Source organism: Nocardia sp. NPDC056100, from assembly GCF_042266325.1.
In the GTDB taxonomy this organism is placed as follows: Bacteria; Actinomycetota; Actinomycetes; order Mycobacteriales; family Mycobacteriaceae; genus Nocardia.
This window is the reverse complement of the sequence record NZ_JBHJVY010000004.1, coordinates 738,294-751,533: the sequence shown is the minus strand read 5'-3', so window position 1 is coordinate 751,533 and position 13,240 is coordinate 738,294. Positions and strand designations below refer to the sequence as shown.

Below are 13,240 nucleotides of genomic sequence, written 5' to 3'. Positions count from 1 at the left end.
GTCAGGAAAGCACTCCATCGCTGAGGAAGCCCAGCAGATCGTGGCGGGTGATGACGCCGACCGGCTTGCCGTCGTCGACGACCATCAGCGCGTCGGTGCTCTCGAGCAGTTTGGTGGCGGCCGAAACCGGTTCGCCCGCACCGATGAGCGGAAACGCCGCGCTCATATGCTGTGCCACCGAATCGGTGAGCTTGGCGCGTCCCTCGAACACATCCGAGAGCAGATCGCGCTCGGTCACGCTGCCCGCGACCTCGCCTGCCATCACCGGCGGTTCCGCACCGACGACCGGCATCTGCGAGACGCCGTATTCGCGCAGGATCTCGATGGCATCGCGCACGGTCTCCTGCGGATGCGTGTGCACCAGATCCGGCAGTTCACCGGACTTGCCGCGCAACACATCTCCCACGTGCACCTCGGCGGTGGACCCGTCCAGGCGCGAGCGCAGGAAGCCGTAGGAGCTCATCCACTGATCGTTGAAGATCTTGGACAGGTAGCCGCGGCCACCGTCCGGGAGCAGCACCACGACCACGGCATCGGGATCGCGCTCGGCGACCTTGAGCGCCGCGACCACGGCCATACCGCAGGAGCCGCCGACCAGCAGGCCCTCTTCGCGGGCGAGGCGACGGGTCATCTCGAAGGAGTCGGCATCGGAGACCGCGATGATCTCGTCCGGGATGGCCGGATCGTAGGCGGACGGCCAGAAGTCCTCGCCCACACCCTCGACCAGGTACGGGCGGCCGGTGCCGCCGGAGTACACCGAGCCCTCGGGATCAGCACCGATGACCTTGACCTTGCCGCCGGAGATCTCCTTCAGGTAGCGGCCGGTGCCGGTGATGGTGCCGCCGGTGCCGACGCCCGCCACGAAGTGCGTGACCTTGCCCTCGGTATCGGCCCAGATCTCGGGACCGGTGGTCTCGTAATGCGATTCCGGACCGCCCGGGTTGGAGTACTGGTTCGGCTTCCAGGCACCCTCGATCTCGCGCACCAGGCGATCGGAGACGTTGTAGTAGCTGTCCGGATCCTCCGGCGCGACCGCGGTCGGGCACACCACGACCTCGGCGCCGTAGGCGCGCAGCACGTTTCGCTTGTCCTCGGAAACCTTGTCCGGGCAGACGAATACGCACTTGTACCCGCGCTGCTGGGCCACCAGGGCCAGGCCGACGCCGGTATTGCCGGAGGTCGGCTCGACGATGGTGCCGCCGGGCTTCAACAGTCCGGCCTCTTCGGCGGCATCGATCATCTTGACGGCGATGCGGTCCTTGGAGCTGCCACCGGGGTTCAGGTACTCGACCTTCGCCGCGACCAGTCCGGAGTTCGGGCCCACCACGGAGTTCAACCGGACGAGGGGGGTGTTTCCGATCAGATCGACGACGGAGTCAGCAATGCGCATACCCCTCATCGTTGCAGAAAGGAGATGGGGGCTTGCGCGCACGTCGGCGATCTCACGGTCGCGGGAAATTACCATCGCCGCATGAGGACGCCGACCCGTGTGCGCGCTGCCCTGCTGCTCGGTTGCCTGACCGGGACGACCATGATCGTTTGCGCGCCCGCGGCGCAAGCCCGGACCGTCGAATTCCCCCAGGTGCCGACCATGTTCCGGGACGGACTCTGCGGCGGCAGCGTCCGAGTCTGGACCGATACCGATCCGAACTGGCCGGGGCGAGCGATCTTCAATGTGCGCGCCACCCCGATCGTCGGCTACGGCCCGGGCGAGTACAGCTTCGCACCGCTGTGCGAGAACGTGACCACGGTCGCCTGGCGCAATATGAACACCGGGGCCACCGGCGAATACCGGGTAACCGTCGTCGCGGGCATCTACGGCAGCATCCAGTACGCGCAGTACCAGGACACCGGCCCCGGGCACATCGTGGTGACCTCCTTCACGGACATGGCCAACATCCCCCAGCGGGGCGAGTTCGACGTGCAATGAGGGATATTTCACCGTTCAGTCATTGGGATACCGGCATACCGGATGTTTGACGCGGAACACACCCGTCGTAGATTCGAAGTGGTTCAACCCCCTGCACTTAAGGAGTCCTCATGGCTGAGGCCGTTATCGTTTCGTACGCCCGCTCGCCCATCGGCCGCGCAGGCAAGGGTTCGCTCGTGGGTATGCGACCGGACGACCTGGCCGCCCAGATGGTGCAGGCCGCCCTCGACAAGGTCCCCGGCCTGGCCGTGAGCGATGTCGAAGACCTCATCCTGGGCTGCGGCCAGCCCGCCGGCGAGGCCGGTTTCAATATGGCCCGCGCGGTCGCGGTGCAGCTGGGCTACGACTACCTGCCCGGTGTCACCCTGAACCGCTACTGCTCCTCCTCGCTGCAGACCACCCGGATGGCCTTCCACGCCATCAAGGCGGGCGAGGGCGATGTCTTCATTTCCGCCGGCGTCGAGACGGTTTCGCGCTTCCCGAAGGGCACCGCCGACGGCTGGCCGGACAGCCACAACCTGACCTTCGCCGATGCCGAGGCCCGCACCAAGGCCACCGCCGAGTCGAACGCCACCTGGACCGACCCGCGCGAGAACGACCTGCTCCCGGACGTCTACATCGCCATGGGCCAGACCGCCGAGAACGTCGCCACCTTCACCGGCATCTCGCGTGAGGACCAGGACCACTGGGCCGTGCGTTCGCAGAACCGCGCCGAGGATGCCATCAAGTCCGGTTTCTTCGAGCGTGAGATCACCCCGGTGACCCTGCCCGACGGCACCGTCGTCACCGCCGATGACGGCCCGCGCGCCGGCACCACCTACGAGAAGCTCTCGACGCTGAAGCCGGTCTTCCGCGCCGACGGCACCGTCACCGCCGGTAACGCCTGCCCGCTGAACGACGGCGCGGCCGCGCTGGTCGTCATGAGCGACACCAAGGCCAAGGCGCTGGGCCTGACCCCGCTGGCCCGCATCGTGGCCACCGGCGTCTCCGGCCTGTCCCCGGAGATCATGGGCCTGGGCCCGATCGAGGCCGTGCGCAAGACCCTGAACAACGCCAATATGACCATCGGCGATCTCGACCTGTACGAGATCAACGAGGCGTTCGCCGTTCAGGTGCTGGGTTCCGCCCGCGAGCTGGGCATGGACCACGACAAGCTGAACGTCTCCGGTGGCGCGATCGCGCTGGGCCACCCGTTCGGCATGACCGGCGCGCGCATCACCGCCACCCTGATCAACAACCTGCAGACCCAGGACAAGCAGTTCGGCCTGGAGACCATGTGTGTGGGTGGCGGCCAGGGCATGGCGATGATCATCGAGCGCCTGAGCTGATAGCCCCCGAGACTCGTTGAACGGTCCCGCACTTCGGTGCGGGACCGTTCTTCGTTATTACCGATGAGGTAATCGACTTCGCTACCTCGGAGCGGAAAACTGAAGAGCAACAACGCAGTACCACTCCAGGAGCGCGAGATGCCCGGTTACGCCATTGCCCATCTGTACGACGTCGACGCCAACGCCGATATCGTGGAGTACCTCGAGCGCATCGATTCGACCCTGGCCCCGTTCGGCGGGAAATTCCTCGTGCACGGCGGGAATCAGCTCTCGGTGGAGGGGCCGGAGCACGCGTTGGCGGTCGTCATCGAATTCCCGGACTACCAGGCGGTTCAGGACTGGTATCGGTCCGAGGCGTATCAGGCGATCCTGCCGCTGCGCACCGGGAACGCCCGTGGCACAGCGATTCTCGCGGAGGACTGCGGTAAGGACCACATCGCCACCGATGTGCTCGAAGGCTGAGCTCGGCGCAAACGAAAGGGCGGGTACCGGAAACCGGTACCCGCCCTTGGCGTTTCGAGCGCTAGTTATTGCTGTTGAAGTACGACAGCAGGCGCAGGATCTCGACGTACAGCCACACCAGGGTGACGGTCAGGCCGAATGCCACGCCCCACGCGGCCTTTTCGGGCGCACCGGCGCGGATCATCTGATCGGCGGCGTCGAAGTCCAGCAGGAAGCTGAAGGCCGCGATGCCGATGCAGACCAGGCTGAAGATGATCGCCACGGTGCCACCGTCGCGCAGGCCGAAGCCGCCCGGGGTGAAGAAACCGGCGATCAGGTTGCCGAGCATGAGCACCAGCACGCCGATCATGGCGCCGACCATCATGCGGGTGAAGCGCGGGGTGACGCGGATCGCGCCGGTCTTGTAGACGATCAGCATGCCGAAGAACACGCCGAAGGTGCCGAGCACGGCCTGTGCGATCAGCCCGGAGCCGCCCGCGCCGCCGAACGAGATATTGGTGAACATGAACGACAGCGAGCCGAGGAACAGGCCCTCGAACGCCGCGTAGCTGAGCACCAGGGCCGGGTTGTACTTACGCCCGAAGCTGACGACCATGGCCAGCACGAAGCCGATGAGCGCGCCGCCCAGGGCGAGCGGTGCGGCCAGGCTGTGGTTGGCCGAGGTGAGCGCGTACGAGATGATCGCCGCGACGGTGACCACGCCGAGCGTGATGCCGGTCTTGGTGACGACATCGTCGATGGTCATGGGCCGGGTGGTCGGGACCGCGGGCTGGTAGGGCTGCTGGTAGCCGCCACCGGTGGGCGGGTACATGGGCGGCTGCGAACCATACTGCGTCTGCCCGTACTGCGGGGGCTGCTGACCGTACTGAGGTGCGGACGGCCCGGCTCCAGTGGGGGCCGAGCCGAAGCCGGCGTAGCCGCCGTTCTGCTGCGGCGACAAGTTCCGGAAGACCGGGTTGGAAGTGGTGCGCAAGGCGCTTCCCTTTCTGGAGTCGCGGCCCACGAATGTCGTGGCCTCGTTCTACCTGTCCAACGTGAGGTGGCTATGGCGAGTTCCCGAACCGCCACGGATCGGACACAGTGGACTTTACCCGAGCTTTACCCTGTATGCCGACCGGTCGGCCCGGAAATACGCCCGATCCGGTCACCCGGCCGGGCCGGATCGGCCCGCGTACCCGGCACGCGAGAAGCTCGGCTCAGCCCAGTCGGCTCATCACCCGATCGGCGATCAATTCGAGGTGGTCGAGGTCGTTCAGATCCAGAATTTGCAGGTAGACGCGGGTCGTACCGGCGATCTCGGCATAGCGGCCGATCTTGTCGACCACTTCCTCCGGGCTGCCCGCGAGGCCGTTGGCCTTCAATTCGTCCACATCCCGGCCGATTGCGGCCGCGCGGCGCTCCACCTCGGCGTCGGTCGCGCCGACACAGGCGACCAGGGCATTGGAGAAGGTGATCTCCTGTGGATCGCGCCCGGCCTCCTTGGCCGCGCGGCGCACCCGCTCGAACTGTTCGGCGCAGGTCTCGGCGGATTGGAAGGGGACATTGAACTCATCGGCGTACTTCGCCGCGATGCGCGGGGTGCGCTTGGCGCCCATGCCGCCGATGACCACGGGGATCTTGGACTGCGCGGGCTTGGGCAGGGCCGGAGAGTCTTTCAGCGTGTAGTGCTCGCCGTCGAAGCAGAAGGTCTCACCCGCCGGGGTGCCCCACAGCCCGGTGATAATCGCCAGCTGCTCCTCGTAGCGCGGGAACTTGTCGGCGGGGAACGGAATGCCGTAGGCGGTGTGCTCACCCTCGTACCAGCCTGCGCCCAAACCGAATTCGACGCGGCCGCCGGACATGGCGTCGACCTGCGCGACCTGGATGGCCAGCACGCCGGGCAGCCGGAAGGTGGCGGCGGTGACCAGGGTGCCGAGGCGGATCCGTTTCGTCTCGCGGGCCAGACCCGCCAGGGTGATCCAGGCGTCGGTGGGTCCGGGCAGGCCGTCGGCCGAGCCCATGGCCAGGTAGTGATCGGAGCGGAAGAAGGCGTCGTAGCCCAGGTCCTCGGTGGCCTTGGCCACGCTCAGCAGGGTGTCGTAGCTGGCGCCCTGCTGGGGTTCGGTGAAGATACGAAGATCAATTCGTCCCATGTAGCCCATTGTGCTGTCGGCCGCCGAGCACTGGTCAGGCGGCCTCAGGTGTGCAGGCCGCGCACCGAACGGGTGACCGTGAACTTGCGATTGCGGCCGATGACCTCGGTCTTGCCGACCAGGCGTTCCATCACGCCCCGGTAGTTGAGGTGGGTGTTGTAGACGGTCCAGAGTTCACCGCCCGGGCGCAGCACCCGGCCGGTCTCGGAGAACATCTTGATGGCCGAACCGGTGTGCACGGCCGCGCCGACATGGAAGGGCGGATTGCAGACCACCAGATCCGCGCTGTTGTCGGGAGCGCTGGACATGGCATCGTCGCGCAGCACGGTGATGCGGTCCGCCACATCGTTCGCCGCCGCGGTGGCCCGGGTGGAGGCGACCGCCGCTGCCGACTGATCGGTCGCGGTGACGCGGATGCCGGGCCGCGCCTTGGCCAGCGCGACCGCGAGAATGCCGGTGCCGCAACCGAGATCGATGGCATCGCGGGCATCGGGCTTCATCCGCTTGAGGTAGTCGAGCAGGAAGCGGGTGCCGATATCCAGGCGCGAACCGGAGAAGGCGGCACCGTGCGCGACCACTTCCAGATCATGGTCGTCGAGCCGGTTGCGCAGCGGAAAGCGCAGTTCGCCAACCGGTTTCGGGTCGGTGGCGAGTAGCACCCGGGATTTCTGGCGACCGCGACTGGCCTGCACCGCACCGAAGGATTCGGCCAGCACCGCGTTCATGGCAGGGGTCAGGTATTTATCCCGCCCACCCGCGTACACCCGGACCTCGGGCGCGGCGTAGCGGGCGATGGCGTCGGCGGTCTCGGCGATACCGGACAGCGCACGCGGCAACCGCCACAACACAACTCGGACATCGGCGAGCAGGCGCTCACCGAGTTCGCACACGGTGTAGCGATCGGTGAGGCCGACCTGCCGCGCGTTATTGGCCAGTGCCAGTTCACCGGTCAGCAGATCCTGGTGCACGCGCAGGCCGCGCAGATCGTGTGCCGCCGCCGCGCCGAGGGTGAGTGCGCCGTATCCGTCATCGATCACCGCCACCCGATCATCACCCGCGGCGGCCAGCGCTTCGGCCGCCTCATCGAGTAGTAGTCGATCGGCGGCGTCGACCGCGTAGAGGTTCACCGCCTCCACATCCGGATACCGCCGCAATCGGCTCAGCACGTCCTCGACCTCAACCACACCTACAGTGTGCTAGATCATTGCCGAACCGTCCCATCGGGCCGTGTTTCCGGCTTGATGAGCGGTTGCCCGGGCGTTGCGCGCTCGGTTTTCGGCATCATCGCGGCGGCCGCGATCATGACCACCGCCATGGCCGCGACACCGAGGAAGACGAGGTGGATGGCGGGTGAGAGGTCTTGCGGGGCCGGATGATCGGTACTGCCGATGCGCGAATTCACCAGTGCGCCGAACATCGCCACGCCGAGCGCGCTGCCCAGCGAGCGCGCGAACATATTGGTGGAGGTGACCACGCCGCGCTCGGACCATTCGGCGCTGGACTGCGCGGCGATCAGGGTGGGACTGGCCACCAGGCCCATGCCCGCGCCGACCACGAAACAGCCCAGCGCCACCTGTAGCAGGCTGGAATCCTCGTTGACCAGCAGCAATGTGGCCGCGCCCACCGCGGCGAGCACACTGCCGATCACCGAGGTGGCACGGAAACCTATGCGCAGGTACACCTTTCCGGCCTGGGAGGCGGTGAGCGGCCAGCCCATGGTGAGCGCACCGGCGGTGAGTCCGGCGATCAAAGCCCCTGCGCCGAGCACGCCCTGCGCGAAAGTCGGCACGTACGAGGTGAGTCCGAGCAATATCGCGCCGACCAGCAGCGACACCAGACTGCTCGCCACCAGGATGCGCCGGGTGAAAACCCACAGCGGCAGAATCGGATTCGCGGCCTTGCGCTCGACCAGCACGAACAGGATGAGCATCAGCGTGCCGCCCGCGAAGAGTCCGAGGCTCGCCGGTGCGGTCCACGACCAGGCCTGACCGCCCTCCAGCAGCGCCAGCATGAGCCCGCCCGCGCCGATGGTGAGCAGCCCCGCGCCCAGATAGTCGATCCGATGGTGTTCGCGCGGAGCGCTTTCGGTGAACTTGCGCAGGATCATCCAGCCCGCCACCACCGATAGCGGCAGATTGATCAGGAAGATCCAGCGCCAGCTGATGTATTCGGAGAACACCCCGCCCAGCAGCGGCCCGAGTACCGAGGACGCCGCCCATACGCTGGCCAGGTACGCCTGCACCTTGGCGCGCTCCTGCACGGTGTAGATATCGCCCGCGATGGTGATGGCCATCGGCCCCACCGCGCCCGCGCCGATGCCCTGGATGGCCCGGAAGATGATCAGCCCGATCATGCTGGTGGCGAGCCCGCACAGCAGCGATCCGATCGCGAAGACCGCGATCCCGAAGAGCATCACCGGTTTCCGGCCCACCATATCGGCGAGCTTGCCGTAGATGGGCACGGTCACCGCCTGCGCCAGCAGGTAGATGCTGAAAAGCCAAGGGAACTGCGAGAACCCGCCCAGCTGATCGGTGATCGTCAGCACCGCGGTGGCGATCACCGTCGAATCCAGCGCCACCAGCGAGGTCGCCAGCATGATCGCGGCCAGTACCGGCCCGCGTTCGGATCGCAACCCGATGCCCGACACGGATTCGGTCGCCGTCACGGGCAACCCCTTTCGTTAGCTCAACTCAACAGTTGAGTCGAACACAGAAACCGCCCGGCTATTCCGCTCTCGGTGAAATAGCCCGCATTCCGGGACGATGACGCGCGTCCCGGTGAAATGCCCTGGGCGCGGCCGATACCCGGCACGGCGGAAGACCGGAGCGCGAGCCGCGTCTGCGGGAGCGGCTCGCGCCGGCGCCGGATCAGAGCGATCCGGCGAGCTCTCGTAGCACCGGCAGGCTCACCGAGCCCGAACCCAGCACCACGTCATGGAAGGTCTTGATATCGAAGTCCGCGCCCAGGCGCTCCTGTGCGGCGGCACGCTGGCGGCGGATTTCGAGCTGGCCGACCTTGTAGGCGACGGCCTGACCGGGCATGGCGATATAGCGGTCCACCTCGGTGCGGATCTCGTCCACACCGACCGGGGCATTGGCGACCATGAAGTCGATGGCCTGCTGGCGGGTCCAGCCCTTGGCATGCAGACCGGTGTCGACCACCAGCCGGCAGGAGCGCCAGGAGTCTGCCGCCAGCATGCCGATGCGGGCCAGATCGTCCGGGTACAAACCCATTTCGTCGGCCAGACGTTCGGTGTAGAGGGCCCAGCCCTCCACGAACGCGGTATTGGAGAAGGACATGCGCTGGAAGCGCGGCAGATGGTCCAGCTCATTGGCGATGGTGAGCTGGAGATGGTGACCCGGAATGGCCTCGTGATACGCGACCGCCGCGGTCTCATACCTGTTGCGGCCCTTGGGATCATGCAGGTTGACGAAGTACGCGCCGGGCCGGGACCCGTCGGCCGCGGGCGGGAAGTAGTAGGCCGCGGGCGCGTCGGGCGCGAGGAAATCCGGGACCGGCACGATATCGCAGGACTGCACGGGGAGTCGGCCGAACCAATTGCCCATCTCGACATTGGCGGCGGCCAGACAGGCGCGCGCCTCGACCATGATCTCCTCGCGGTCGCCGTAGCGCAGCGCCGAATCCTCGCGCAGCCGGGCGAAGATCTCGCTCTGCTCGGTCAGGCCGAAGAGCCGCTCACCGATTTCGGCGTATTCGGCGCGCAGCCCGGCCAATTCGTCCAGTCCGAGCTGATGGATCTCCTCCGCGCCCAGATCGGGCAGCGTGGTGTGCAGCCGGAGCAGGCGACCGTAGATGTCCGCACCGTCATCGCCGAGCCAGCACAGGCCGGGCTGTTCATCGGGGCGGGCCACCGGCAGCAGTTCCTCGGCGAGCACCCGGCGGTATTCGGCGAAGGCGGGACGGATGACCTCGCGCACCACCTCGGCCAGGTCTGCGCGCCAAGCCTTTTCGCCATCCCAGTCCGCCGGACCGGCGAAGGTGGCGAACGGATCGGCGTCGATATCGGAGGCCAGGTATCCGTCGAGCTGATTGAGCGACCGCTCGATGGTGATGCGCGCGGGCGTGCGACCGGCGGCCAGCCCGGCGCGGAAGCGCGCGACGGCCTGGTCCACGAGTGCGCCGAACTGCCGGAAGCGCCGCACCAGCGCCAGGGCGTTCTCCGGTGCGGGCGCGTTGAGCTGCGGGGCCATGGTGAGCAGGCCCGCGTGCACACCCGTCATCTGATCCGAGGCCAGTTCCACCGGCCGCCATTCCAGCTGGGCGGCGGCGGAGACCAATTCGGTGCGCAGCAGGCTGCGGGTGACGCGGTCCTCGGCGTTCAACAGCTCGGGATCGAGGGCGTCGACCTCGGTGATCAGCTCGCGCCACGCACCGAGCAACCGCTGCTCGGCGGCTTCGGACAGATCCTCGATCCGATCGTCGAAACGCCTGTCCCCCAACAGTGTTGCCTCACTGGGCGCGGACTCCAGCATGGTGTCCCAGTACCGGTCGGCAAGGGCGATGAGTTCCTCGTGCGCATCCATGCAACCCATCATGCACGCGCGCCAACCGGACCGAAACGGCCCGGCCGACTTCGCACCCCTGCGACTTCCGGCCACCCGCGCGGCAATCGGTGAACACCGCTCAGTGCCGGGGCGGCACCGGAATTCGCATGAGATCCTCGGCGACGACGATCTCGCCGTCGAACTCTTTGCGCGCCTCGGACAGATGGTCGTCGAGTGAGCGATAGCGCTGTGAGAAGTGGGTGAGCACCAGGGTGCGCGCACCGGCGCGGGCCGCGACCTCGCCCGCCTGCCCGGCCGTGAGATGTCCGAACTCGGTGGCGAGATGGGTATCGGCGTCCACGAAGGTGGCCTCGATGACCAGCATGTCCACCCCCGCCGCCAGTTCGTGCACCCCATCGCACATACGCGTGTCCATGATGAACGCGAAGCTCTGCCCCCGGCGCAATTCGCTGACCTCGTCGAGATAGATGGTGCGCCCGTCGATCTCGACCTCGCCATCGCGCTGTAGTCGGCCGACCACCGGTCCGGACAGTCCGAATTCGCGCAGCAGTTCCGGCACGATCCGCCGTCCGTCGGCCTCGGTGAGCCGATACCCGAACGCCTCCACCGGATGGGAGAGCGGTGCGGTGCGCAGTGTGAAAGGCGCTCCGGGCGCGTCCAATTCCCCCGCCGCGGCGATCGGATGCGGTCGCAGTTCCCCGGTCTGGTGATACGCGGTGGAGGTGCACAGCCGCTGGAAGTACTCCTCCCCCGAGGCCGGGTAGTACACGTCGACCGGATGCGGCACCCTGTCCAGGCTGATCCGCTGCACCACGCCCGCGAGCCCGAGGCTGTGATCGCCGTGGAAGTGCGTGATGCCGATGCGGGTGAGATCGGTGGCCGAGACCCCGGCGTAGATCATCTGCCGCTGCGTGCCCTCCCCCGGGTCGAAAAGCATGCCCTCGCCATCCCAGCGCAGCAGATAGCCATTGTGATTGCGCTGTTTGGTCGGTACTTGACTGGCTGTTCCCAAAATGACCAGTTCGCGCTGTGACACGGGCGTCAGGCTACCGGGCGGGGGCGACTTCCTCAGGGCGGCGCGTTCCCGGGCGCGCCTCGCGTCAATACCAGGCGGGGGTATCGCGGCGGCCGGAGTGCCCGGCACTAGAATGGCTCCCGTGGTGGAACAACAGGCCCTCGGAACCCGGTTGACCCGGGCATTCGGCCTGTTCACCCTGCTCGCCGGAATCGCGATCATGCACGCGGTGGTCATCGGCATGGGCGGCGATTCCGGCGAAATGACCCATATGGGCTCGGACGCGCATTCGACCGCACCGCTCGACGCTGCCATGACCGCACCGCTCGCGGCTGCCATGCCCGAGCCGCTCACCATGGCCGTCGGCACGCCTCTCGCCATGAGCACCGCACACGAGCAGACCATGCCCGGCTGCGGCGGCGATTGCGACGGACATGCCGGATTGCACGGCTGCGTCTTCGTATTGACCGCCCTGCTGCTCGCCCTCGGGCTGGCCCTGCTGGGCTGGTTCGGACTGCGGCAGCGTGCAGCGACCGCGACCAAGGTGCGCCAACTACCCCCGCACCGCGCCCGTCCCCCGCCGTGGACGGTGCTATCCCTGGCCGATTTGGCGATTCTGCGGATCTGATGGGCCGCCGCGACCGCGTATTCCCCACGCGGACGCGCGCTTTCGCATGCCCTTTTCTCATCCTCCGCAATTGCCAAGGAGTTCAAGCATGTTCACCATCAGCCGTATCAAGCTCGCCGTCATCGCCGGTACCGCCGCTGTCGCGGTCATCGCCGCGGGCTGTTCCAGCAATGATTCGTCGAGTTCGGCCCCCGAAACCACCAGCAGCACCGGCGCTTCCATGCCCGGTATGAATCACGGCGGCGGCACGACAACCCCCGCGCAGCCCGCCACCCGCACCGATTTCAACGCCGCCGACATCACCTTCCTGCAGATGATGTACCCGCATCACGCGCAGGCGGTGGAGATGGCGAAGCTGGTGCCGTCGCGCTCGCAGAATCCGCAGTTGATCGCGCTCGCCAAGAACGTGGAGCAGGCCCAGTCCCCGGAGATGCAGCAGATCACCACGCTGCTGCAGGCCTTCGGCAAGGGCGCACCGAGCGCCACCATGGGCCACGAAGGTATGGCCGGAATGATGACGGCCGATCAGATGACCGCGCTGGAAAAGCTCTCCGGCCCGGACTTCGACACCATGTGGATGCGAATGATGATCGAGCATCACAAGGGTGCGATCGATATGGCGAATACCGAACTCGCGGGCGGTGGCAACGCCGAGTCCAAGGCCATGGCCCAGGCCATCGTCACGAGTCAGCAGGCCGAGATCGACGAGATGAACCGCATGCTCGGCAAGTCCTAGCCCGGAAAGCACAACGGGTGCACCGGAATCCCGGTGCACCCGTCGAGTGCTCGTAGTGTGGCCGATTCAGCTGCCGATGACCGTATTCATGATGGTTCCGGCGCTGGTGGCCGTCGCGCCACCGATCATGGCTCCCGCCACCATCTTCGGCGATTCCAGCCCGCCGCCGCTCCACTTCTCCCAGGCGAAGCGGCCGCCGCCGTAGGTGATGGCGGTGACGCCGGAGAGCATGGTGAACCAGGTGAAGTAGCGAACGAGTTTCATCAGCTTGTCCGCGACCGGTGGGGTCTCCGGTGTCGGATTGCCTATCTGCGCGACCACGGTCGTGTAGGTCTCGTGCACGGTGGCGAGGAGCATGCTCACGATCGATTCCTCTCGAATGCTGAGGTGGTGCTGACAGGGCGGAACTTGTGGCGCAACTCTCACTAGTGAGTGCAATTGAACCTCATCCCGCCAGGTCGAGTCATGACGACACACCACCGG

13 protein-coding genes are annotated in these 13,240 nt (G+C 66.9%); 5 read left to right on the top strand and 8 right to left on the bottom strand.

Annotated elements, in window-relative coordinates:
• Position 1: 1 nt before the first annotated feature.
• Positions 2-1,390 carry a cystathionine beta-synthase gene (locus ACFC0O_RS33875; protein WP_375965257.1) on the bottom strand — a complete coding sequence of 463 codons (1,389 nt, stop codon included), beginning with the start codon at positions 1,388-1,390 and terminating at the stop codon, positions 2-4.
• 81 nt (positions 1,391-1,471) lie between these two features.
• Between ACFC0O_RS33875 and ACFC0O_RS33870 the strand changes: the two genes are divergently transcribed.
• From ACFC0O_RS33870 to ACFC0O_RS33860, 3 genes are all read left to right on the top strand, one after another.
• Positions 1,472-1,930, top strand: a complete 459-nt coding sequence (locus ACFC0O_RS33870; RefSeq protein ID WP_375965254.1) for a hypothetical protein — start codon at positions 1,472-1,474, stop codon at positions 1,928-1,930.
• A gap of 110 nt (positions 1,931-2,040) precedes the next feature.
• Positions 2,041-3,258 carry an acetyl-CoA C-acetyltransferase gene (locus tag ACFC0O_RS33865; RefSeq protein WP_375965252.1) on the top strand — a complete coding sequence of 406 codons (1,218 nt, stop codon included), beginning with the start codon at positions 2,041-2,043 and terminating at the stop codon, positions 3,256-3,258.
• 138 nt (positions 3,259-3,396) lie between these two features.
• Entirely contained in the window at positions 3,397-3,720 is a 324-nt protein-coding gene (locus ACFC0O_RS33860) for a DUF1330 domain-containing protein (protein WP_375965249.1), read from the top strand.
• A 61-nt stretch (positions 3,721-3,781) separates the two neighbouring features.
• On the opposite strand, the gene ACFC0O_RS33855 is transcribed toward ACFC0O_RS33860, so the two are convergent.
• From ACFC0O_RS33855 to ACFC0O_RS33830, 6 genes are all read right to left on the bottom strand, one after another.
• Entirely contained in the window at positions 3,782-4,693 is a 912-nt protein-coding gene (locus ACFC0O_RS33855) for a Bax inhibitor-1/YccA family protein (protein ID WP_364641853.1), read from the bottom strand.
• Positions 4,694-4,916: 223 nt separating this feature from the next.
• Positions 4,917-5,843 (bottom strand): LLM class F420-dependent oxidoreductase, encoded by a 927-nt coding sequence (locus ACFC0O_RS33850; protein WP_375966403.1) that lies wholly within the window; start codon positions 5,841-5,843, stop codon positions 4,917-4,919.
• A 53-nt stretch (positions 5,844-5,896) separates the two neighbouring features.
• Positions 5,897-7,036, bottom strand: a complete 1,140-nt coding sequence (locus ACFC0O_RS33845; RefSeq protein ID WP_375965246.1) for a class I SAM-dependent methyltransferase — start codon at positions 7,034-7,036, stop codon at positions 5,897-5,899.
• A gap of 17 nt (positions 7,037-7,053) precedes the next feature.
• On the bottom strand, positions 7,054-8,517 hold the full coding sequence (locus ACFC0O_RS33840) for an MDR family MFS transporter (protein WP_375965244.1): 1,464 nt from the start codon (positions 8,515-8,517) through the stop codon (positions 7,054-7,056).
• Positions 8,518-8,719: 202 nt separating this feature from the next.
• A complete protein-coding gene (locus ACFC0O_RS33835) occupies positions 8,720-10,396 on the bottom strand; it encodes a DUF885 family protein (RefSeq protein ID WP_375965242.1) in 1,677 nt (558 codons plus the stop codon).
• Between the two features lie 100 nt (positions 10,397-10,496).
• Positions 10,497-11,414, bottom strand: coding sequence for a ribonuclease Z (locus tag ACFC0O_RS33830; RefSeq protein WP_375965239.1), 918 nt, complete (start codon positions 11,412-11,414; stop codon positions 10,497-10,499).
• A 121-nt stretch (positions 11,415-11,535) separates the two neighbouring features.
• Between ACFC0O_RS33830 and ACFC0O_RS33825 the strand changes: the two genes are divergently transcribed.
• Positions 11,536-12,021, top strand: coding sequence for a hypothetical protein (locus ACFC0O_RS33825; protein ID WP_375965237.1), 486 nt, complete (start codon positions 11,536-11,538; stop codon positions 12,019-12,021).
• An 88-nt stretch (positions 12,022-12,109) separates the two neighbouring features.
• A complete protein-coding gene (locus ACFC0O_RS33820) occupies positions 12,110-12,757 on the top strand; it encodes a DUF305 domain-containing protein (protein WP_375965234.1) in 648 nt (215 codons plus the stop codon).
• Positions 12,758-12,823: 66 nt separating this feature from the next.
• Here the strand turns inward: ACFC0O_RS33820 and ACFC0O_RS33815 are convergent, their stop codons facing one another.
• Positions 12,824-13,114, bottom strand: coding sequence for a hypothetical protein (locus ACFC0O_RS33815; protein WP_153804144.1), 291 nt, complete (start codon positions 13,112-13,114; stop codon positions 12,824-12,826).
• Positions 13,115-13,240 lie beyond the last annotated feature (126 nt).

What these genes read in the sequence shown, in the direction of transcription:
- ACFC0O_RS33875 (WP_375965257.1), bottom strand. Translation starts at nt 1,390, where the DNA reads ATGCGCATTGCTGACTCCGTCGTCGATCTGATCGGAAACACCCCCCTC.
- ACFC0O_RS33870 (WP_375965254.1), top strand. Translation starts at nt 1,472, where the DNA reads ATGAGGACGCCGACCCGTGTGCGCGCTGCCCTGCTGCTCGGTTGCCTG.
- ACFC0O_RS33835 (WP_375965242.1), bottom strand. Translation starts at nt 10,396, where the DNA reads ATGGATGCGCACGAGGAACTCATCGCCCTTGCCGACCGGTACTGGGAC.
- ACFC0O_RS33820 (WP_375965234.1), top strand. Translation starts at nt 12,110, where the DNA reads ATGTTCACCATCAGCCGTATCAAGCTCGCCGTCATCGCCGGTACCGCC.
- ACFC0O_RS33865 (WP_375965252.1), top strand. Translation starts at nt 2,041, where the DNA reads ATGGCTGAGGCCGTTATCGTTTCGTACGCCCGCTCGCCCATCGGCCGC.
- ACFC0O_RS33815 (WP_153804144.1), bottom strand. Translation starts at nt 13,114, where the DNA reads ATGCTCCTCGCCACCGTGCACGAGACCTACACGACCGTGGTCGCGCAG.
- ACFC0O_RS33860 (WP_375965249.1), top strand. Translation starts at nt 3,397, where the DNA reads ATGCCCGGTTACGCCATTGCCCATCTGTACGACGTCGACGCCAACGCC.